At 72.2% G+C, this 19,926-nt stretch carries 14 protein-coding genes; 5 read left to right on the top strand and 9 right to left on the bottom strand.

Translation table 11 applies throughout. From position 1 onward, the window contains the following. Positions 1-13 precede the first annotated feature (13 nt). Genes ACZ67T_RS01305 through ACZ67T_RS01295 form a run of 3 tightly spaced genes read right to left on the bottom strand, consistent with a single transcriptional unit; the run spans position 14 to position 3,080 of the window. Complete coding sequence (locus ACZ67T_RS01305; protein WP_469980858.1) at positions 14-1,300, bottom strand: ABC transporter substrate-binding protein; 1,287 nt, start codon at positions 1,298-1,300, stop codon at positions 14-16. Beyond that, entirely contained in the window at positions 1,297-2,130 is an 834-nt protein-coding gene (locus ACZ67T_RS01300; protein WP_469981352.1) for a carbohydrate ABC transporter permease, read from the bottom strand. Before ACZ67T_RS01300 ends, ACZ67T_RS01305 begins: the two co-directional genes overlap by 4 nt. A 17-nt stretch (positions 2,131-2,147) precedes the next feature. Then, positions 2,148-3,080 carry a carbohydrate ABC transporter permease gene (locus ACZ67T_RS01295; RefSeq protein ID WP_469981351.1) on the bottom strand — a complete coding sequence of 311 codons (933 nt, stop codon included), beginning with the start codon at positions 3,078-3,080 and terminating at the stop codon, positions 2,148-2,150. 297 nt (positions 3,081-3,377) lie between these two features. Here ACZ67T_RS01295 and ACZ67T_RS01290 point away from each other — a divergent pair, with 297 nt between their 5' ends. Both ACZ67T_RS01290 and ACZ67T_RS01285 read left to right on the top strand, forming a co-directional pair. Beyond that, positions 3,378-4,280: a phosphotransferase enzyme family protein gene (locus tag ACZ67T_RS01290; protein ID WP_469980857.1), complete on the top strand. Its 903-nt coding sequence runs from the start codon at positions 3,378-3,380 to the stop codon at positions 4,278-4,280. A gap of 166 nt (positions 4,281-4,446) precedes the next feature. After that, positions 4,447-7,284 (top strand): glycosyl hydrolase family 95 catalytic domain-containing protein, encoded by a 2,838-nt coding sequence (locus tag ACZ67T_RS01285; protein ID WP_469980856.1) that lies wholly within the window; start codon positions 4,447-4,449, stop codon positions 7,282-7,284. A 79-nt stretch (positions 7,285-7,363) separates the two neighbouring features. Here ACZ67T_RS01285 and ACZ67T_RS01280 read toward each other — a convergent pair whose 3' ends face one another. The 4 genes from ACZ67T_RS01280 to ACZ67T_RS01265 all read right to left on the bottom strand — a co-directional run bounded on the left by ACZ67T_RS01280 (position 7,364) and on the right by ACZ67T_RS01265 (position 11,716). Beyond that, positions 7,364-8,086 carry an exonuclease domain-containing protein gene (locus tag ACZ67T_RS01280; RefSeq protein ID WP_469981350.1) on the bottom strand — a complete coding sequence of 241 codons (723 nt, stop codon included), beginning with the start codon at positions 8,084-8,086 and terminating at the stop codon, positions 7,364-7,366. A 121-nt stretch (positions 8,087-8,207) separates the two neighbouring features. After that, entirely contained in the window at positions 8,208-9,464 is a 1,257-nt protein-coding gene (locus ACZ67T_RS01275) for an SAV2148 family HEPN domain-containing protein (RefSeq protein WP_469980854.1), read from the bottom strand. 101 nt (positions 9,465-9,565) lie between these two features. After that, positions 9,566-10,882, bottom strand: a complete 1,317-nt coding sequence (locus ACZ67T_RS01270; RefSeq protein WP_469980852.1) for a copper amine oxidase — start codon at positions 10,880-10,882, stop codon at positions 9,566-9,568. Between the two features lie 45 nt (positions 10,883-10,927). Continuing rightward, a complete protein-coding gene (locus tag ACZ67T_RS01265; protein ID WP_469980850.1) occupies positions 10,928-11,716 on the bottom strand; it encodes a Tat pathway signal sequence domain protein in 789 nt (262 codons plus the stop codon). Between the two features lie 159 nt (positions 11,717-11,875). On the opposite strand from ACZ67T_RS01265, the gene glgX reads away from it, so the two are divergent. Continuing rightward, positions 11,876-13,990 carry a glycogen debranching protein GlgX gene (gene glgX, locus ACZ67T_RS01260; protein WP_469980849.1) on the top strand — a complete coding sequence of 705 codons (2,115 nt, stop codon included), beginning with the start codon at positions 11,876-11,878 and terminating at the stop codon, positions 13,988-13,990. Here the strand turns inward: glgX and ACZ67T_RS01255 are convergent. Beyond that, the gene (locus tag ACZ67T_RS01255; protein WP_469980848.1) at positions 13,944-15,212 is read right to left on the bottom strand and encodes an MFS transporter; all 1,269 of its coding nucleotides are present in this window, start codon (positions 15,210-15,212) and stop codon (positions 13,944-13,946) included. The genes glgX and ACZ67T_RS01255 overlap by 47 nt on opposite strands. A gap of 90 nt (positions 15,213-15,302) precedes the next feature. Here ACZ67T_RS01255 and treY point away from each other — a divergent pair, with 90 nt between their 5' ends. Both treY and ACZ67T_RS01245 read left to right on the top strand, forming a co-directional pair. Then, the gene (gene treY, locus ACZ67T_RS01250) at positions 15,303-17,717 is read left to right on the top strand and encodes a malto-oligosyltrehalose synthase (RefSeq protein ID WP_469981349.1); all 2,415 of its coding nucleotides are present in this window, start codon (positions 15,303-15,305) and stop codon (positions 17,715-17,717) included. A 281-nt stretch (positions 17,718-17,998) separates the two neighbouring features. Then, positions 17,999-19,249, top strand: coding sequence for a M14 family zinc carboxypeptidase (locus ACZ67T_RS01245; protein ID WP_469980846.1), 1,251 nt, complete (start codon positions 17,999-18,001; stop codon positions 19,247-19,249). Between the two features lie 39 nt (positions 19,250-19,288). On the opposite strand, the gene ACZ67T_RS01240 is transcribed toward ACZ67T_RS01245, so the two are convergent. Beyond that, complete coding sequence (locus ACZ67T_RS01240) at positions 19,289-19,840, bottom strand: FHA domain-containing protein (RefSeq protein WP_469980844.1); 552 nt, start codon at positions 19,838-19,840, stop codon at positions 19,289-19,291. Positions 19,841-19,926 lie beyond the last annotated feature (86 nt).

The raw sequence follows: 19,926 nt of genomic DNA, 5'->3' as shown, positions 1-19,926 counted from the left end.
TCCGGGTTTCGCCCTACCTCTGATATCTCGCGAGCACCAGATTCCCGTCCTTCACCAGCCGGTCGCGCAGTTCGCCGAGGCCGATCGAGCCGCTGTAGTACTCCTGGAGCGCGGGCGTCGCCACCTTGTCCTTCCACTCCGCGTAGCCGCGCACCGACTGCGCCGGGGCCGAGCGGAGGTCACCGGCGAGGGCCGTGCCGGTCGCCCAGTCGTTCTTCTCCGTGTGCAGGGCCGGGTCCTTCAGCGCCTCGGTTCCGGTGGGCAGCATCCAGTCACCGAGCGCGAGGCGCACCATGTTCGGCGGCTGCAGGAGGAAATCGATGAACTGCGCCGCCTCCTTCTTGTGCGGGCTGTCCTCGGCGACGGACAGGGTCTGCGGGGACACTCCCTGGGCCAGGCCGTCACGTCCCGCCGGCGCCGGGAGCACCTGCCAGTCGAAGCCCTTCGGCGCCTGCTGGACGATCTGCTGCCGATAGGAGAAGCCGAGCGGGACCATCGCGTACTTGCCCGCGAAGAAGCCGGGGAGCGTGTCGGAGCCGCCCATGCCGAGCGTCGCGCCCGAGGCGCTGCCGTCGGTGCCGACCTGGTCGTGGACCGTACGGGGCAGGACCTGGTCCGCGGCGTCGAAGCGGACCGTCACCTTGCCGTCCGCGCCGCGGTGGAACATGCGCCCGCCGGCCGAGAGGGAGAGGTTGAGGGTCGCCGAGACGGGCTCCTTCAGCGGCCACGCGACGCCGAACTTCTTGTCGCCGCTCAGCTTCTTCGCAATGGCCCTGAACTCCTCCCAGGACCAGGGATCCGCGGGTGTCGGGATGCGGACGCCCGCCGCCTCGAGGATCTTCGCGTTGGCGACGAGGACCCGCGGCTCCTGGAGGAACGGCACGCCGTAGACGCCGTCACCGAAGGTCGTTGTCTCCCAACTGTGCTGCGGGATGTCGGACTTGAGGCGGGCGGGCAGCAGGTCCCGCAGGTCCGCGAGGTAGCCGCCGTACGCGAAGTCCGCGAGGTCGTCCGAGGCGTCATGGATCACGTCCGGCGCCTCCCCTCCCTCGAAGGAGGTGAGCAGCTGGTCGTGGACGCTGTCCCAGCTGCCCTGGACGTACTTGACCTGGATGTCCGGGTGCGCCGCGTTCCACTCCTTCACGAGTTGCTTGTTGGCGTCGACGGACTCCTTCTGCCAGGCGAGGGACTGGAATTCGAGAGTGACCTTGCCGTCGTCGGCCGTTTTGCCCGAGGAGCAGCCGGTGACCAGCAGGGCAACGGCCGCGGCGACGGCGGCCAGCCGGCGTACGCGCCTCATGACTTCACCGCCCCGGCCAGCATCCCGCCGGTCAGTCGGCGCTGGATGAGCGCGAAGATCACCAGTGAGGGCAGGGTCGCGAGGAACGCGGCGGCGGCCAGCGGCCCGAGGTCGGCGACGCCTTCCGCGCCGAGGAAGTGCGTCAGGATCACGGGCAGCGTCTGCCTCTCGGGGGTCTTCATCAGGACGAGCGCGAAGAAGAACTCGTTCCACGCGGTGATGAACGCGAACAGCGCCGTCGCCACCAGGCCCGGCGCGAGCAGCGGCGCCGTGACGAAGACGAGCGTGCGCAGCTTTCCGGCTCCGTCGACGGCGGCCGCCTCCTCCAGTTCGGGCGGCACGGCCCGGACGTAGCCGACCAGCATCCACAGCGCGAAGGGCAGCGACCACACGACGTAGACCATGGTCAGGCCGGGCAGCGAGTTGATCAGGTGCAGGTTCTTCAGGATCAGGAAGAGCGGGATGATCAGCAGGACGAACGGGAACGCCTGGCTCACCACCACCCAGCCCGTCGCCGCGCGGGACAGCAGCGAGCGGTGGCGGGCCATCACGTAGGCCATCGGGGTCGCGATGACGACGGCGATCAGAGCCGCGCAGAGCGCCACGAGCACGGAGTTGGCGGCGGCCCTCAGGAGGGGCTGCTCGTCGAAGGCCTGACGGAAGTTGGCGAGCGTCGGGTCCTTGGGTATCCACGTGGGGTGCAGGCTCGCGAGTTCGCGGGGCGGCTTGAACGCCGTAGAGATCAGCCACAGGAACGGGAACGCGAGGAAGACGAGGTAGGCGAGCAGCGCGAGGTACTGGCCCGCGCGCGCCGGCCTGCTCGGCCGGATGCCTGTACGGGTACGGCTCACTGCTCGTCGCCTCCCTTGAGCCGGCCCACGAGGTAGAAGGCGAGGATGACCGAGATGACCGCGACCATCACGCATCCCATCGCCGCCGCGTAGCCGAACTGGCCGTAGCGGAAGGCCTCTTCGTAGGCGAAGAGCATGGGCAGGCGGGTCCGGCCGCCCGGGCCGCCGTTGGTCAGGACGTAGACCAGGGCGAACGAGTTGAAGTTCCAGATGAAGTTGAGCGCGGTGATGGCGAGCGCGACCGGCTTGAGCGCGGGCCAGGTCACCGCGCGGAAGCGGCCCCAGGCGCCCGCGCCGTCGAGCGCGGCGGCCTCGTGGAGTTCGGGCGAGGTGTTCTGGAGCCCGGCGAGCAGGGCGACGGTGGTCTGCGGCATGCCCGCCCAGATGCCGACGACGATCACGGCGGGCAGCGCTGTCGCCAGGCCGGTGAGCCAGTCGCGCCCGTCACCGAGGCCGAGGTCGCGGAGGGTCTCGTTGAGGATGCCCGCGTCGGGGTTGTAGACGAGGCGCCACATGATGCCGACGACCACCTCGGGCATGGCCCAGGGAATGATCGCGAGCGCCCGCGCCAGCCAGCGGAAGCGGAGGTTCTGGTTGAGCAGGAGCGCGAGGCCCAGCGCGAGCAGGAACTGAGGGACGGTCACCCCGACCGCCCACAGCAGGCCGATCCGGAACGAGTCCCAGAACAGCGTGTCGTGCAGCAGGTCCTGGAAGTTGAGCGCGCCCACCCACTGGGTCGGCGCCGTGCGGCCGGCCTGCGAGTCGGTGAACGCCAGCGCGATGCCGTAGAGGAGGGGCCCGACGCTGAGCACGAGGATGGGGATGAGGGCGGGCAGGACCAGGAACCAGGCGGCGCCGCGGTCCGCCGGACGCCCCCGCTCGGGTGGCCCGGACGCACGCTTCACCGGCCGCGTCGTCGCGGTCGTCAAGGTCACGGATTCGGCTCCTTCGGGCGGCGGGTGGGGGCTCCGGCCGCCCCAGGGCCCGTCCGGCGGGTCATGGCGGGGCGCGAGGTCCGGCACGCCGTCCCTTCACGAGCGCGGCCACTCGGCTTCGGCATGATCCAAGCGAAAGGCCCTGGCGGCCCCCGTCATCGTGCTGAGGGACCCGTGCCCCGTCAAGCCGCTGCGCACGACGTTGTCCGTTACGGCGCCGACCGGGGCGTATGCGCACGTGAAACGGGTGCGAGACTGGGCCCGGACCATGGGATCGGCTGGAGGCACGTGATGGATGAGGCGCAGGCACGGAAGGTGCTCGCGGCGGCGGGGCTCCCCGGGGGACAGCACGGCGACGGACAGCGGGACGGCGGGCCGGAGGGCGGCGGGCCGGCGGCCGAGCTGCTCGCGCTCGGCGAGAACGCCGTGTTCGCGCTCGGCGACCTGGTGGTCAAGGTGGGCCGCGACCCCGAGCTCCTGGAGCGGGCCCGGCGCGAGCTCGCCGTCGCGGGCTGGCTCGCCGGCCAGGGCGTGCCGGCCGTACGGGCCGCCGAGCCCGAGCCGCTCCTCGTGGACGGTCACCCGGTGACGCTGTGGCACCGCGTTCCGGCCGCGCTGCGCCCCGCCGAGCCGCGCGACCTGGCCGAGCTGCTCCGCCACGTGCACTCCCTGCCCGCCCCGCCCATCGCGCTGCCGCGCCGCGAGCTGCTCGGCGGCGTCGAGCGGTGGCTGCGGCTCGCCGGCGACGCGATCGACCCCGCCGACGCCGCGTATCTGCGCGAACGGCGCGACGGCTTCGCGGACGCGGCGGCGGCGCTCGTCCCCCACCTGACGCCGGGCCCGATCCATGGGGACGCGCTGCCGCGCAATGTGCACATCGGCCCCGACGGACCCGTCCTCGTCGACCTGGAGACGTTCTCCTGCGACCTGCGCGAGCACGACCTGGTCGTCATGGCGCTCTCCCGCGACCGGTACGGGCTCGACCCCGAGGCGTACGACGCGTTCACGCGGACGTACGGCTGGGACGTGCGGGAGTGGGACGGGTGCGCCGTGCTGCGCGGCGCGCGCGAGACGGCGAGCTGCGCGTGGGTCGCCCAGCACGCGCCGACCAACCCCAAGGCGCTCGCGGAGTTCGAGCGCAGGGTGGCATCTCTGCGGGACGGGGATCCGACGGTGCGCTGGTACCCGTTCTGACGGCTTCCTTCGGGGCGCGCGGCTGAACTTCCGCCCGTGCACGGGCATTTGGACTCCCGCGCAGGAATTGTTGGACTTTCGCGCCGAATTCATCCGATCTCTTCCCCGTGGCGAGGTCCTGGAGCAAGGTACGGCGGAGTTCGCCGACCCTTGCCTGGAGGACCTGATGCCCGTGCACCCCGAACCCGGCTCCGCCGTCTCCCGCCGCTCCGTCCTCAAATACGGCTCAGCCATCGGATCTCTCCTGGCCCTGAGCCAAGTGCCCGCCTTCACGGCACAGGCAGCCCCGAGACCCGGCGGGCGCCCGGCCGCGCCACACCTCGTACCCGAGGCCGACGCGGTCGCGCTGCGCTACGGGTCCCCGGCGGCGGAGGACCTGCTAATGCGGGAGGGGCTGCCCATCGGCAACGGCCGCCTCGGGGCCGTCGTCTCCGGCCACCCGTCCCGCGAGGTCCTGTCCGTCTCGGACGTCACCCTGTGGACGGGCGGAGCGAACGACGCGCTCGAGTCCGACGGTCAGTTCCCTTACGACACCGCCCACTTCGGCTCGTACGGCGTCCTCACCAAGGCGTATCTGGAGGTGCCGGGGCACGACCCGTCCGCCGTGAGCGGCTACCGGCGCCGCCTCGACCTCAGCAACGGCCTGACGACGGTGGAGTACGAGGTCGGCGGCACCCGCTTCCGGCGCGAGATCTACTGCAGCCACCCCGACGACGTGATCGTCGTCCGGCTCACCCGCGACGGCGGCGGCACCTGGCGCGGACGCCTCACCCTGACCGGGACGCGCGGCGAGCCGATCACCGTGGACCCCGCCACGGCGTCAGCGGGCTTCGCCGCGAAACTCGACAACGGCCTCGCCTACGCCGCCGTCGCGCGGGCGGCGACGCACCGCGGCGGCACGGTCGGCGCGAGCGGCTCCTCGGTCACCTTCGAGGACTGCGACGAGGTGCTCCTCGTCCTGAGCGGCGGCACCTCCTACTCCCCCGACGCCGACGGCTTCATCGACCGCGACGCCGACCCGCGCGCCACCGCCGCCCTGCGGACCGCCGCCGCGGCGAAGGCCGGCGCGACCCGTCTCCTCGCCGCCCATGTCGCCGACCACCGCGCCCTGTTCGACACCATGAGCGTCGACCTGGGCGCGTCCACCGAAGCGCAACGGGCTCTGGACACCGACAAGCGCCTCCTGGCCCGGCAGGCCTCCGGCGGTCGCCCCGACCCCGAACTCGAGGCGTCGTACGTCCAGTTCGGCCGCTACCTCACCGTGTGCGGCTCGCGCTCCTCGCTGCCGCTCAACCTCCAGGGCCTGTGGATCGACCGGAACGACCCGGCGTGGATGGCGGACTACCACACCGACATCAACCTCCAGATGAACTACTGGCCCACCGACAGGACCGGCCTGCCCGACTGCTTCGACGCTCTCGCCGACTACTGTCTCGCCCAGGTCCCGCACTGGGAGAAGACCACCCGCGAGCTGTTCAACGACCCGCGCAACGGCTTCCGCAACACGAGCGGTGAGATCGCCGGCTGGACCACCGCGATCTCCACCAACACGATGGGCGGCCCCGGCTGGTGGTGGCACCCGGCGGGCAACGCCTGGCTGTGCAACTCCCTTTACGAGCACTACGAGTTCACCCTCGACCGGCGCTATCTGGCGAAGATCCTGCCGCTCCTGGAGGGCGCCTGCGCGTTCTGGGAGAAGCGGCTCGTCACGGCGACGGTGAAGGACCCGAAGACCGGGGCCGATGCCGAGGTCCTCGTCGACGACCACGACTGGTCGCCCGAGCACGGCCCGACCGACGCGCGCGGCATCACGTACGCCCAGGAGCTGGTCTGGCAGCTCTTCGAGAACTTCCGCACCGCCGCGGCGGCCCTCGGCACCTCCAAGGCGTACGCACGCCGCGTCGCCGCCCTCCAGAACAGGCTGTACCTGCCGCGCGTCAGCCCCGCCACCGGGTGGCTGGAGGAGTGGATGGGCGGCGCGAACCTCGGCGAGACGCAGCACCGGCACCTCTCCCACCTCGTCGGCCTGTTCCCCGGCGACCGCGTCAGCCGCGACCGCAGCCCGCACGACGTCCTCGTCGGCGTCGACAAGGGCCTCACGGCCCGTGGCATGGACACCTACGGCTGGGGCTGCGCGTGGCGCGCCCTGTGCTGGGCGCGGATGAAGGACGCCGAGAAGGCGTACCAGCTCGTCGGCACGGTGCTGCGGCCCTCCGTGAACCACAGCAACGGCACCGCGCCCAACTTCTTCGACATGTACCAGCTGGGCGGCGACAGCTCGGTGTTCCAGATCGACGCCAACTTCGGCACGACGGCCGCCGTCATCGAGATGCTGCTCTACTCCCGCCCGGGCCTCGTCGAGCTCCTGCCCGCGCTGCCGGTCGCGTGGGGTGCGTCGGGCAAGGTCACCGGCATCGGCGTGCGCGGCGGGTTCACGGCCGACCTGGAGTGGAAGGACGGCGTGGCGACGAGGCTCCGGCTCACCTCGACCGGCGGCCGCACCACCCGCGTGCGCGCCGGCTCCTGGACGAAGGACGTGAGCCTGAAGCCGGGCGCGAGCATCACCCTGACCCCCTCGTACGCGTCGCAGCGCTACGTTCTCGTCAACCGGGCCGACAGCGGCATGGCGGTCGAGGTGTCCGGGACCGCCGAGTCCGCGCCGCTGGTCCTGGGCACGCGCACGGGCGGCGCGTCGCAGCAGTGGAAGTTCGCGGAGTCCCTGGACGGCGGCCACCGCCTCACCAATGTGCACTCCGGCCTGACGGCGGACGTCAGCGGCGGCCAGGCCACGGAGAACGCCCCGATCGTCCAGTACCGGGCCACCGGCGCCGACAACCAGCACTGGCGCACGGAGTCCACCGATGGCGGCCATGTCCGGCTGGTGTGTGTCCGCACGGGCAAGGTCCTCGGCACGGCGGGCGGTTCCACGGCGACGGGCACGGCGGTCGTCCAGCAGACGTACACGGGTGCGGCGTCGCAGCAGTGGAGGCGGATGGCCGTGTAGGGCGGCCCGGTGACGGCGGGATCTTCACGGCTTCACCGGCCCCGGGCCGGTGTCTCCGTGCGGCCCCGCCCCACCCCACTCAGACCCCGGGCCCCGTCAGCTCCCGCATCGGCCACGCCGCCTCGACCACTGCCTGTGCGTCGCCCTTGCGGCGCAGGAAGGACTGGAAGTCCGCCGCCCACTGCGCGTACCACTCGATCTGGGACTCGTGGAGCCGGGCCGGTCCGAGGGAGGCGACCTTCGGGTGGCGGCCGGCTATCGCGGCGGCCAGCTGCGCGGCGGCGAGGGCGTCGGCGGAGGCGTCGTGAGCGGACTCGAGCGTCACGCCGTACTCCGCGCACACCGCCTCGAGGTTCCGCTTGCCCTTGCGGTAGCGGTCCACCGAGCGGTCGATCGTGTACGGGTCGATGACGGGAGCCGGGTCCATGCCGCCGAGCCGCTCCCGCAGCGACGGCAGGCCGTGGCGGCGCAGCTCGGCGGAGAGCAGGGTCAGGTCGAACGCGGCGTTGTACGCGACGACGGGCACGCCCGTGCGCCAGTACCCGACGAGCGTCTCGGCCATGGAGTCCGCGACCCGGTCGGCCGGCTCGCCGTCGGACGCCGCTCTCTCATTGCTGATCCCGTGCACGGCGACCGCGTCGGCGGGGATCTCGACCCCCGGGTCCGCGAGCCACTGCCGGTGCCCCAGCGGCCTCGCGTCCTTGACCTCTATCACCGCGCCCGTGACGATGCGCGCCTCGCGCGGATCCGTCCCCGTGGTCTCCAGGTCGAAGCCGACCAGCAGCTCCTGGTGCCATCCCATCGCGGCCCCCTTCTTCATGGTGCGTCCCCGTGTCTCCCCAGTGGCCACCACGATGACATGCGGCACTGACAACGGGCCGGGGGCGTGCTGCTTCCCGGGGCGTCCTCGCCGTGCGGCGGGGTCAGGACACGGGCCGGGCGTCCGCCCAGGCCAGCTCGAATTCTTCGCGGTACGTGGAGAAAAGTCCGGCTTCCTCCCCTTCGCGGGGACTGTTCGCCTTCACCACGCGTCCGGGCCCGCGCAGCACGAGGACCGGCGCCTCCATGCCCCTGGCCCGGCGCAGATACGACTGGACGACCCCGACGCCGTCCGACCCGTCGCCGTCGACCAGATATGCGGTGAACCGTGGCGTCTCGTCGTAGACCTGGATCTCGAACGCACCCGGGTCGCGCAGCCGGGCCCGCACCCGGCGCATGTGCAGGATGTTCATCTCGACGGCGCGGCTCAGCTCGCCGCGCTTGAGGCCCAGCTCGCGCTCCCTGCGCTTGACGGCGCTGGAGGCGGGGTTGAGGAAGAGCAGCCGCACCCGGCAGCCGGACTCGGCGAGCCGGACGAGGCGGCGGCCCGAGAAGTTCTGCACCAGCATGTTCAGGCCTATGCCGATGGCGTCGAGGCGGCGCGCGCCGCCGAAGATGTCCTCGGCCGGGAACTGGCGCAGCAGCCGCACCCGGTCCGGGTGCACGCCCACGACGTCGGCGTACCGGTCGGCGACGAGCTCCTCGACGGCGTCGACGGGGAGCCTGCGGGCGGACGGCACGTCGGAGCCCGCGCCGAGCATCTCCAGGAGCCGCCCGGAGGCGCGCTCGGCCTGGGCGAGGACGGCCTCGGACAGGGCGCGGTTGCGCGAGACGACGTTCCGCGTCACCTCGAGCTCGTCGAGGGCGAGTTCGACGTCGCGGCGGTCGTCGAAGTACGGCTCGAAGCAGGGCCAGTGCTGCACCATCAGCTCGCGCAGCTGCGGCAGGGTGAGGAAGCTGAGGACGTTGTCGTCGGCCGGGTCGAGCAGATAGCCCTTGCGGCGGCTCACCTCGCGCACGGCGACGGCCCGCTGGACCCACTCCTGCCCGGCGGGCCCTGCGGCGGCCACGACCCAGTCGTCGCCGTGGACGGGTTCGTAGATGGGGCGCAGCACCGCGGCCACGACGGCCCGCAGCCGCTGTTCGACCAGGTTCAGCCAGATGTAGGCGCGGCCGGCCCGCTGCGCGCGCGTACGGACCTCGCTCCAGGCATCGGCGCCCCAGGCGAACTCCGACTCCGGTCCGATCTGGGATCCCATGTCCATCGGCCGCGCCAAGGACACCGCTCCGGGCGGGACGTCAGCGGAGCTCCCCTCGTGACCTCCGTCACCAGGGGGCAGCTCCAGCCCACCCGAGCTCACCCGCGCACCGCCTTCCGCTCCCCCGAGCACTCCCCAGCAACGATCAAGGAAGGGTACTCCGGTAGCGGTCGGCGGTGCAGCCGGATGGGCAGGGTAGTTTCTCAACTGCCGTTTCTGGGCACGCCGTTCTGGTCCGCGAGGTCGGCGGGAGTGAGCGGATTCATAGCGGTCACGTCCCTGGGGGCCAGTGAGAAGCCCTGCCAGTGGACCGGCATCGGCTGCTGGTCCTCGTCCCGGGCGATGTGGTGGAACCCGATGTTGACCCAGGTGATCGGGTGCGTGAGCGTCTGTCCGCCGACCCACTTGTCGACGCTGGCGCCTCCGCAGTTCCCGGCCGGGTTGTCGCTCGCGTACTGCTCGCACTTCTTGTACTCGGTGAAGTACACGTCGTGCTTGGTGAACGAGCGGCCGGGGAACTTGCTGGAGCGGCCGGGCACGAACTCGTAGGACCTGGGGTGGCCGTCCTTGTTCTTGCCCGCGGTGCTGACGACCCGCCACCAGCGCATGTCCTTCGCGTCACCGGCGAGTTCCTTGGTGACGGGGGTGCGGGTGGTCTTCGTGGTGGGGCTGCCGCTGCCGGTCGGCGCGGTGACCTTGGAGTCGTACTGTTCGACCTTGGTCTTGGGGGAGCCGTCGAGGCCGAAGTTGAGCCGCCAGAAGACGTTGTGGGCGTGGCTCTCGGCATAGGCCCGGGCACCCTTGCCGATCGGCCAGCCCTTGCCGTCCGTGCCGTTGTAGTCGTACGGGGAGATGCTGCCGGTCGCACCGACGTTCGACGTGATCGTCCCGTCCGAGGAGAACCGCCACTCGGTGATGTACTCGTACCAGGACGCCTTGTTGACCGTGTAGACGAGGAGGTCCTTGCCCTGGGCGGTGTAGACCTTGCCGCTGCCGCCGGTGCTCTCGTCGTCGTTGAGCCGGTACGCGTGCCCACGCGCGCGCGTGGTCGTGCACAGGCCCTGCACGTTGCCCCGGTCGGGCACCTTGACGGTCTTGATGGTGCCGCCGGGGCACTCGCCGGGCTTCAGGTTCTGCAGGGCGTACCCGAAGTCGGTGCCGGTGACGTCGTCGTACTCGTTCTCACCGTCGTCGTAGGGGACATGGACCTGCGCGAGGCGGGCGCTGGTGAGGACGGCGATCGGCTTGGGCTCGTCCCTGGGCTGGTAGCTGACGTCGTCGAGAACGAGCCCGGACAGCGTGTTGTAGTGCCAGCACATGCGCCAGGTCGTGCCCCCGTCGAGGACCTGCTCGATCTTGTACGCGGCGCTGCAGGCCGGGGCCGCGGCGGCGGGCGCCTGCGGGGCGGCCGTGGCGGGGCCCGCGGCGCTGACGGCGGTGCCGAGCAGCGCGAGGGACGTGAGGGACGTGAGGGCGACGGCGGCCCGGGCGCGGGCGCGCCGAAGTCTGTTGGCGTGCATACGGAATGACTCCTTCAAGCAGGAGGAGAGGCGGGCGTGAGGGACTCAGCCGAGGCGGCCGACGGTGCGCGCGCTGAGGTCGACGACCAGGGCGCGCGTGTCGATCCACGGCCCGTTCCTGACCTTGGTGACGACACGCAGGCACCGGTGCTCGCCGCAGGCGGTGAGGCCGGACGGGACGTGGGCGACGGTCTCCTTGCGGAAGACCATGCCGCTCAGCTCCAGCTGGTTCGTGCCCGTGAGCTGCTTGCCGGTGGCGTCCTTGTAGTCCTTCTTCAGGCCGGCGCCGAGCGGGTCCGCGATGAGGAGCTGGGTGGCCTCACGCAGCTCGCCGGGGCTCGGCGGCGGCTGCACGCCGTGCGCCGTGTCGGTGTTCTCGACCTTGCCGCTGTCGAGGTTCACGGTCCTGGTCACGACCGTGTCGGCCTTGTAGTCGTAGTAGACGACCTCGGCGCGGCGCTCCGCCGCCCGCGGGCCGCTCTGCGTGGGGTCCACCTCGCTGAGGTTCGTGGACAGGTGCTGCGGCCCCCGGTCGCCCTCGACGTCCCGCGCGCTCCTGCGCAGTCCGTTGCCCGCGACGGCGAGCTGTTCGGCGCGCTTGATCTCGTCGTCGGTGAGCGGGTCCCTGCCGACGCCCTTCTCGCCCTCCTTCGGCGCGGCCTCCATCACGCCGTCCTTCGGGACCGCGTCCTGCTGGGCGGAGCCGGCCTCGGCCTGGTCACCCGCGCCCGCCTCCCCCGGCAGGATCACGCCCAGCAGCACGGCGGTCGCCGCGGCCGCGACGGCCGCTCCCGCCATCATTTTCCCCAGATGGCGTCTTGCGAGCTCTCGCACATCTTCCCCCTGTTGTCCCCGCGGCCCCACCTGTGGGCGACGGGTATGCGTGGTCTTCCAGTAAGAGGGGCCCAATTCCTAGGTGGTTCCGTCACTTTCGGGAAGACTCTCGCCGAAGTCGCCCGGGGCATCCGGGCCGGAAGTGGAAGAGTCGTACCCATGCAGGTCTGGCCTGGACAGGCGTATCCACTCGGTGCCACTTACGACGGCGCCGGCACCAACTTCGCGGTCTTCTCGGAGGCCGCCCGGCGCATAGAGCTGTGTCTGCTGCACGACGACGGGTCGGAGACCGCGGTGGAGCTGCGGGAGACCGACGCCTTTGTGCGGCACGCCTATCTGCCCGGCATCATGCCGGGCCAGCGGTACGGCTTCCGCGCGCACGGCCCGTACACCCCGGAGCGGGGCCAGCGGTGCAACTCCTCGAAGCTTCTCCTCGACCCGTACGCGCGTGCGATCAGTGGCCGGATCGACTGGGGCGAGGCGGTGTACGGGTATCCCTTCGGGTCGCCCGACAAGCGCAACGACCTGGACTCGGCGCCGCACACGATGACGTCGGTCGTGGTCAACCCCTACTTCGACTGGGGCGACGACCGCCCGCCGCGCACCGAGTACCACCGCACTGTGATCTACGAGGCCCATGTGAAGGGCCTCACGATGACGCACCCGGCCCTCCCGGACGAGCTGCGCGGCACCTACGCGGCGCTCGCCCACCCGGCGATCCTGGACCACCTCACGGAACTGGGCGTGACGGCGCTCGAACTGATGCCGGTCCATCAGTTCGTCAACGACCACCGCCTGGTGGAGATGGGCCTGAACAACTACTGGGGCTACAACACCATCGGCTTCTTCGCCCCCCACAACGCCTACGCCTCCTGGGGCGACCGCGGCCAGCAGGTCCTGGAGTTCAAGTCGGCCGTACGGGCACTGCACGAGGCCGGGATCGAGGTCATCCTCGACGTCGTCTACAACCACACCGCGGAGGGCAACCACCTGGGCCCGACGCTGTCCTTCAGGGGCCTGGACAACGCCTCGTACTACCGTCTGGCGGACGACCGCCGCTACTACATGGACACGACGGGCACCGGGAACTCGCTGCTCATGCGGTCGCCGCACGTCCTGCAGATGATCATGGACTCGCTGCGCTACTGGGTCACCGAGATGCACGTCGACGGGTTCCGCTTCGACCTGGCGGCGACGCTGGCGCGGCAGTTCCACGAGGTGGACCGGCTGTCGTCGTTCTTCGACCTGGTGCAGCAGGACCCGGTGGTCTCCCAGGTGAAGCTGATCGCCGAGCCGTGGGACGTCGGCGAGGGCGGCTACCAGGTGGGCAACTTCCCGCCGCTGTGGACGGAGTGGAACGGCAAGTACCGGGACACCGTCCGGGACCTGTGGCGGGGCGAGCCGCGCACCCTCGCCGAGTTCGCCGGGCGGCTGACCGGCTCGTCCGACCTCTACCAGGACGACGGCCGCCGCCCGCTCGCCTCCATCAACTTCGTCACGTGCCACGACGGCTTCACCCTGCGCGACCTGGTCTCGTACAACGAGAAGCACAACGAGGCGAACGGCGAGGGCAACCGCGACGGGGAGAGCCACAACCGGTCGTGGAACTGCGGCACGGAGGGCGACAGCGACGACCCCGGGGTGCTCGGCCTGCGGGAACGTCAGACCCGTAACTTCATCGCGACGCTGATGCTCTCCCAGGGCGTGCCGATGCTCAGCCACGGCGACGAGCTGCGGCGCACGCAGAACGGCAACAACAACGCCTACTGCCAGGACAGCGAGCTGGCCTGGGTGCGCTGGCCCGAGGACGGCGAGCAGGACTCGCTGCTGGCCTTCACGCGCGCGATGGCGCGGCTGCGGCGTGACCACCCGGTGTTCCGCAGGCGCCGCTTCTTCCACGGGCGGCCGGTCGAGGGCACCCACGACGAGCTGACCGACATCGCCTGGTTCACGCCGGAGGGCAAGGAGATGACGCGGGACGACTGGGGCGCGGCACAGGCGCGGGCCCTGTCGGTGTTCCTGAACGGGCACGCGATCTCGGAGCCGGGCCCGCGGGGCGAGCGCATCTCGGACGACTCGTTCCTGCTGCTGTTCAACGCCTCGCCCGACGCGTTGGAGTTCCTCGTGCCGGTCAATCACGGGCGCCAGTGGGAGGTCGTCGTGGACACGGCGCTGCCCGAAGGCGTGCCGCTCGGGACCGGTGCGAAGGTGCAGGCCGGCGACCGCCTCACGCTCCTCGACCGGAGCCTGACGGTGCTGCAGCGGCCGGCGTGACGCGTGGTTCCGCGGGAGCCCTGACGAGGAGTGCGACGCCGAACGCGAGGGCCGCGGCCACGCTGCCCACGGTGAAGGCCGCGGCGGGGCCGTGGGACTCGGCGAGGCGGCCCGCCACGGCGAGCGTGACCGCCTGCCCGCCGACGAAGGCACTCGCGGCGAACGTCATGCCTTCGGCGAGACGTTCGCCCGGCACGGCGCGCTCGGTGAGTCCGAAGCCGGTGATCAGGTTCGGCGCGAAGACGGCGCCGAACACGGTCACCGCCACGTAGAGGCCCGGCATGCTCTGCGTGCCGATCAGCAGCAGGGACAGGAGCGCGGCGGCCGCGGTGGCGACCCGCCAGCGCAGCGCGAGCCCGAAGCGCTCCGGCACGGCGGCCATGGACAGGCCGACGGCGGCGCTCATGACGCCCATGGCCGCGTAGACGAGGCCCGCCTGGTCCTCCTGGCCGAGCTTCTGGGTGAGCGCCGTGATCCCGGCCCCGCAGCCGCCGAGAAGGATGCCGAGGAGGACGAGGCCGAGGCGCACGAGCCGGACCTCGCGCGGCATCCGGGGCCGCCGGGCGCGCGGCTCCTTGGGGGTGGGTGCCCCCGCGGGCCGGACCGCCGTCGCCGTCGGGTGCAGCGCGAACGCCGTGCCGCAGGCGGCGACCAGGAGAGCGGCGGCCCCGAACGCGTACGCGGGGTGGCCGACGAAGGACGCGACGCCGATCAGTGCGGGCCCGAGGACGAACGACAGCTCGTCCATGGTGCTCTCCAGCGACAGCACGGTGTTCACGACGCGCTCGTCCGCACCCCCGCGGCGGACGAGCGCGACGCCCCGGGCCCTGGCCAGCGGGCCGATCCCCGGCACCGTGGCTCCGGCGAGCACGCCGAGCGCCACCAGGAGCGGGGTGGTCGCTCCCGCGAGGGCGCCGAGCGTGTAAGTGGCGATCGCGACGGCGTTCAGCAGCGAGCAGCACAGCACGACGCTCCGCTGACCGCGCCGGTCGGCGAGCCGGCCGACGACCGGCCCCATGGCCACCTGACCCAGCGCGAGCGCGCAGGCCACGGTCCCTCCGGTCGCGAGGGAACCGCTCGTCCTGGTGATCAGCAGGACGCTGCCGAACTGGATCACCGCCACCGGCAGCCGCCCGAGGAACGAGAGCACCGGCAGCAGCGCCCCGGTCGCCCCGAGCACCTCGCGGTATGTCGCCGACGTTCCCCCCGCTGCCTGTGCCATCGTTCGAAACTATCGACGGCGCCGGTGACATATGCATGCGGCGATGACACGAAAGACGCCGGGGCGGGTACGTAGGTTCGCATGACGCGCATGACACCGGACCATCACGAGGGCGAGGTCCCCGCCCCGCCCACGGCCACGTACCGGATGCAGCTCCAGCCGGCGTTCCCGTTCGCCGCCGCCGCCGGAGCCGTCCCGTATCTGGCCTCTTTGGGTGTCTCGCACCTGCATCTGTCGCCGGTCCTGGAGGCCGTACCCGGTTCCACGCACGGGTACGACGTCGTGGACCACGCGCGTGTGCGGGACGAGCTGGGCGGTGAGGCCGGGCTCCGGGCGCTCGCGCGGACGGCGCGGGAGCACGGGCTCGGCCTGATCGCCGACATCGTGCCCAACCACATGGCGTCGGCGGCCGGGCTCAACCGGCCCCTCCAGGAGGTGCTGCGGGACGGGCCGCACTCCCCGTACGCGCACTGGTTCGACATCGACTGGGAGGCGCAGGGCGGGCGGGTCCTGCTGCCCGTGCTCGGCCACCGGCTGAGCCACGAGCTGGACCGCCTGGAGGTGGACGGCCGTGTGCTGCGCTACTACGAGCACGCGTTCCCGCTGCGCGAGGGCACGGAGACGCTGCCCCTTCCCGAGCTGCTCGACGCGCAGTGGTACCGGCTGGGCTGGTGGCGTCTGGCCCGCACCGAACTCAACTACCGGCGCTTCTTCACCATTTCGGACCTCATCGGGGTGTGCGTGGAGAACCGTGAGGTGTTCGACGCCACCCACGAGAAGATCGTCCAGCTGCTGCGCGAGGGCGTCCTCGACGGGCTGCGCGTCGACCACCCCGACGGCCTCGCGGACCCGGGCGCGTATCTGAAGGACCTCGCCGACGCGGCCGGCGGGCGCTGGACCGTCGTCGAGAAGATCCTCGGCGAGGACGAACAGCTGCCCGCCGCCTGGCCGGTGGCAGGCACGACGGGCTACGACGCGCTGCGCCGGATCGACGGCCTGTTCACCGACCCGTCGGGCGCGGACGAACTGCGCTGCCTGTTCAGGCGCTTCACGGCGGCGCCCGCCGACCGGGGCGGCGACTGGGACGCCACGGCGCGCCGCGCGGCCTACCAGGTCGTCACGCACGAGCTGGCGGCCGAGGTGGACCGCCTCACGCGCGAGGCGGGCAGGCTGTGCGCCGCCGACGCGGCCCTGCGCGACCACGCCCCGTGGGCCCTGCGCGCCGCCGTGCGCGAACTCCTGGTGCGCCTCGACGTGTACCGGCCGTACGTGACCGGGGGCGCGGACCCCGAGAGCGTGCTCACGCCCGAGGACGCCGCGGACGCGAAGGGGGTGTTCACCGTCGCCGAGGAGGCCGAGGCGGTGGACACCGTGCGGGATCTGGCGCTCGGGAAGTGCGGGCCGGGGCCCGAACACGGCGCGTTCCGGGCGCGGTTCGCGCAGACGGCGTCCGCGCTGCGGGCCAAGGCCGTCGAGGACACGGCGTTCTACCGGCACGCGCCCCTGCTGTCCGCGACGGAGGTCGGCGGTACGCCGCAGAGCCCCGCCGTGGACCCGGAGTCGTTCCACGCGTACTGCGCGCGCGTGCAGCGCGACTGGCCGTACACGGGCACCGTGCTTTCGACGCACGACACCAAGCGGAGCGCCGACGTGCGGGCGGGGATCTCCGTGCTCACGCAGTGTCCCGGGCTTTGGGCCGATCTGCTCGCGGAGGTCACCGGGCGGACCGCGCGCGAGGGCGGCGTGACCTCGTCCGATGCCCAACTCGCGTGGGCTGCCTGGCAGACGGCGGTCGGGTTCGGCCACCAGGACGGCGAGCGGCTCCAGGGCGCGATGCTCAAGCATGTGCGCGAGGCGGGGCTGCACACGAGCTGGACCGAGCCGGACGCGGACTACGAGAAGGCGGTACGCGACTTCGTGGCGGCGGGCCCGTGCGGGCCGCCCGGGGAGCTCCTCACCGCGTTCGCGGACGCGTTGCGGCCCCACGTGCGGGCGAACGTCCTGGGGGCCGCTCTCGCCCATCTGACGATGCCGGGGGTGCCGGACGTCTACCAGGGGACGGAGCGCGAGTACCGGGCACTGGTGGACCCGGACAACCGTGCGCCGGCCCGCTTCGACCTGAAGCTGCTGGACTCCGCCGAGGGATCCGTGCCCCCCGATCTGTCCGACGAGAAACTGGCGCTCACCGTCGCCGCGCTGCGACTGCGCCGGGCGCACCCCGAGTGGTTCGGCGGCGGGTCGACGTACGATCCGCTGCCCGCGCGGGGGTCGGGCGCCGCGCACTGTGTGGCGTTCGCACGCTCCGGGGAGGCCGTCGCCGCCGTGACCCGGCTGTCCCTGCGCCTCGCGGAGGCGGGCGGCTGGCGCGACACGGAACTGCCGCTCCCGGAGGGCCGCTGGGTCGACCTGCTCGCCCCAGGACGGGAGTTCACCGGCCACACACGCGTGGAGGAGCTGTTCCACCGGCTTCCGGTGGCGCTCCTGGTGCGGGCGCCGGTCGGCTGAGGAGGGCCTCCGGAGGAACTGCACGGGCGGCGCGCGCGTGCAGGAGGCGTTCAGCCGGGTTCCGGTGGCGCTCCTCCTGCGCGCACCCGTCACCTGACGCGTGCCCGGCAGCGTCTTCGGGCCGCGTGTGATCAGGCCGCTCTCCGAGGCCGTCGGCGCGGCGTTCCGCGCCCCGGCGGGCCCCGGGCCGCACCAGCGGGGAGGCATCCGATGCCGCCTTCTTGACAGGTGCCGCGCAGCATGGGGTACTGCGGGATGCGACGCGGGGAGCACCAACGGGGGTGAGTCACGTGACGGAGCAGCGCTACCCGAATGTGGCCGAACTGGTCCGGTCAGCACGGGAGCTGGCGACTCACCGACCCGACCTGTGCGTTCTGCGCCAGGTCGGGACCTCACGCGCGGGCCGGCCGCTGCACCTGTTGTCGGTGGGGCACGACCACCACGCGGTGCTCGTGGTCGCGGGCGCTCACGCGAACGAGCCGGCCGGCGGCGCCACTCTGCTGCGCTTGGCCGAACGAGCCCTGATGGAACGGGAGTTGCGCACCGACTGTTCCTGGCACTTCCTGCTCTGCGCCGACCCCGACGGCGCGGCTCTGCACCGCACCCCCTCGCCACGCACCCTGCTCGACTACCACCGGCACTTCTTCCGCCCCGCGGGCCCCGAGCAGCCCGAGTGGTCACCCTCCGTGCTGCCGCCCGACCGGCTGCCGCCCGAGACGCGGGCCCTGACCGGAGTCATCGACGAGCTGCGCCCCTTTCTCCAGGTGTCGCTGCACGGCACGGACCTGGGCGGCAGCTGGGTGCAGTTGACGCGCGACATACCGGGGCTCGCGGAGCCGTTCGCCAAGTCGGCGGCGGAGCTGCACATCCCGGTGGAGACTGGGGCGTCGGACGCGGCGGGCTGGCCCGCGACGGGCCCCGGCGTCCATGTGATGCCGGAGCCCGGCGCCGAAGCCGCGTTCCCCAGCCTGCCGGACGACGCCCGGCACAGCACCTGGCACCACGCCCACCGCTACGGAGGCCGCACGGCGATCGTCGAGGTCCCGATGTGGGCGAGCGACCTCGTGGACGACCCGGCGCCGCACCCCGCCCCGGACCGGGCGCTGCGACGCCTCGCGCAGCGGCTGAGCCGGGACACGCTCCTCGTGGAGGAGATCCTCCGCTCGGCGCTGCCGCGGCTCCCCGAGGTGGACGGGCCGCTGATGCGGGCGGCGCGCTGGGCCGTCGCGCTCGTGCCGGGTCTCGCGGACGACTGGCTGAAACCGCCGCCGCCGGACGCCACGATGGCGTACGTGGGGAGCATCGACGCGTTCTCCAGACGGCTGCCGCTGCGGGCGGCCGCGATGCTCCTGCGGGTCCTGAAGGAGGCCGACGACCCGGACGCGGAGCGTCTTGAGCAGCTGGTGACCCACTGGTGCGACGCGTTCGCGGAGCGGTTCAGCGCGCGCTGGGTGCCGCTGGAGCACCAGGTCGAGCACCAGTCGCGTACGACCGTGGCGGCGGTACGGCACACCCGCGCGGCGGGCGACTGAACGCGAATGCGCCCCGGCCCGACCGGAGTTGTCCGACAGCTAGTCGGCGGACAGCCGGAACGACATCCGTCCGAAGGCGACCTGGTCGCCGTCCTGGACGACCGCCGCGCCGACGACCCGCCGCCCGTTGACGGACGTGCCGTTGGTGGAGCCGAGGTCACGCAGCACCCACATGCCGGCCTGCCTGCTCAGTTCGGCGTGCACCCGGGAGACGGTCTCGTGGCTGAGGCGCAGTCCGTTGGCCGGGTCACGCCCGATGCGCAGCGGGTAGGGGTTGTTCGGCGACGGCAGCTGCAGCTTCGGGAGGCGCTCGCGCTGCCATGCCCCGCGCAGCCGCACCGTGAAGCCGGAGATCGCCGCCACGGTGCCGAAGACCGCCCGGGACCAGCGGCCCTCGGTGTGCAGATCGGCGGTGAGCGCGGCCAGTTCGTCGGGCCTGCGGGCGGCGAGGGCCAGCTCCATGCGCCGTACGAACGTGTCGTGCGACAGCCGGCCGAGTGCGGCGCCCTCACGGAGCTCCCGCAACGCCCTGTCGCGCTCGGCGTCGGACAGCCGCGCGGGGTACGTATGGTGCTCGAACGAGGAGGTCACGTACGTGATTGTCCGGCAGCGCGGCCGGGGTGTCCAGAAAACGACGAACTTCAGCCCGCCTCCGTACGGCCTTGACCAGCAAGGAC

It is taken from the genome of Streptomyces sp. NPDC107517 (assembly GCF_055582645.1).
This window is presented reverse-complemented; position numbering and strand designations above follow the sequence as displayed.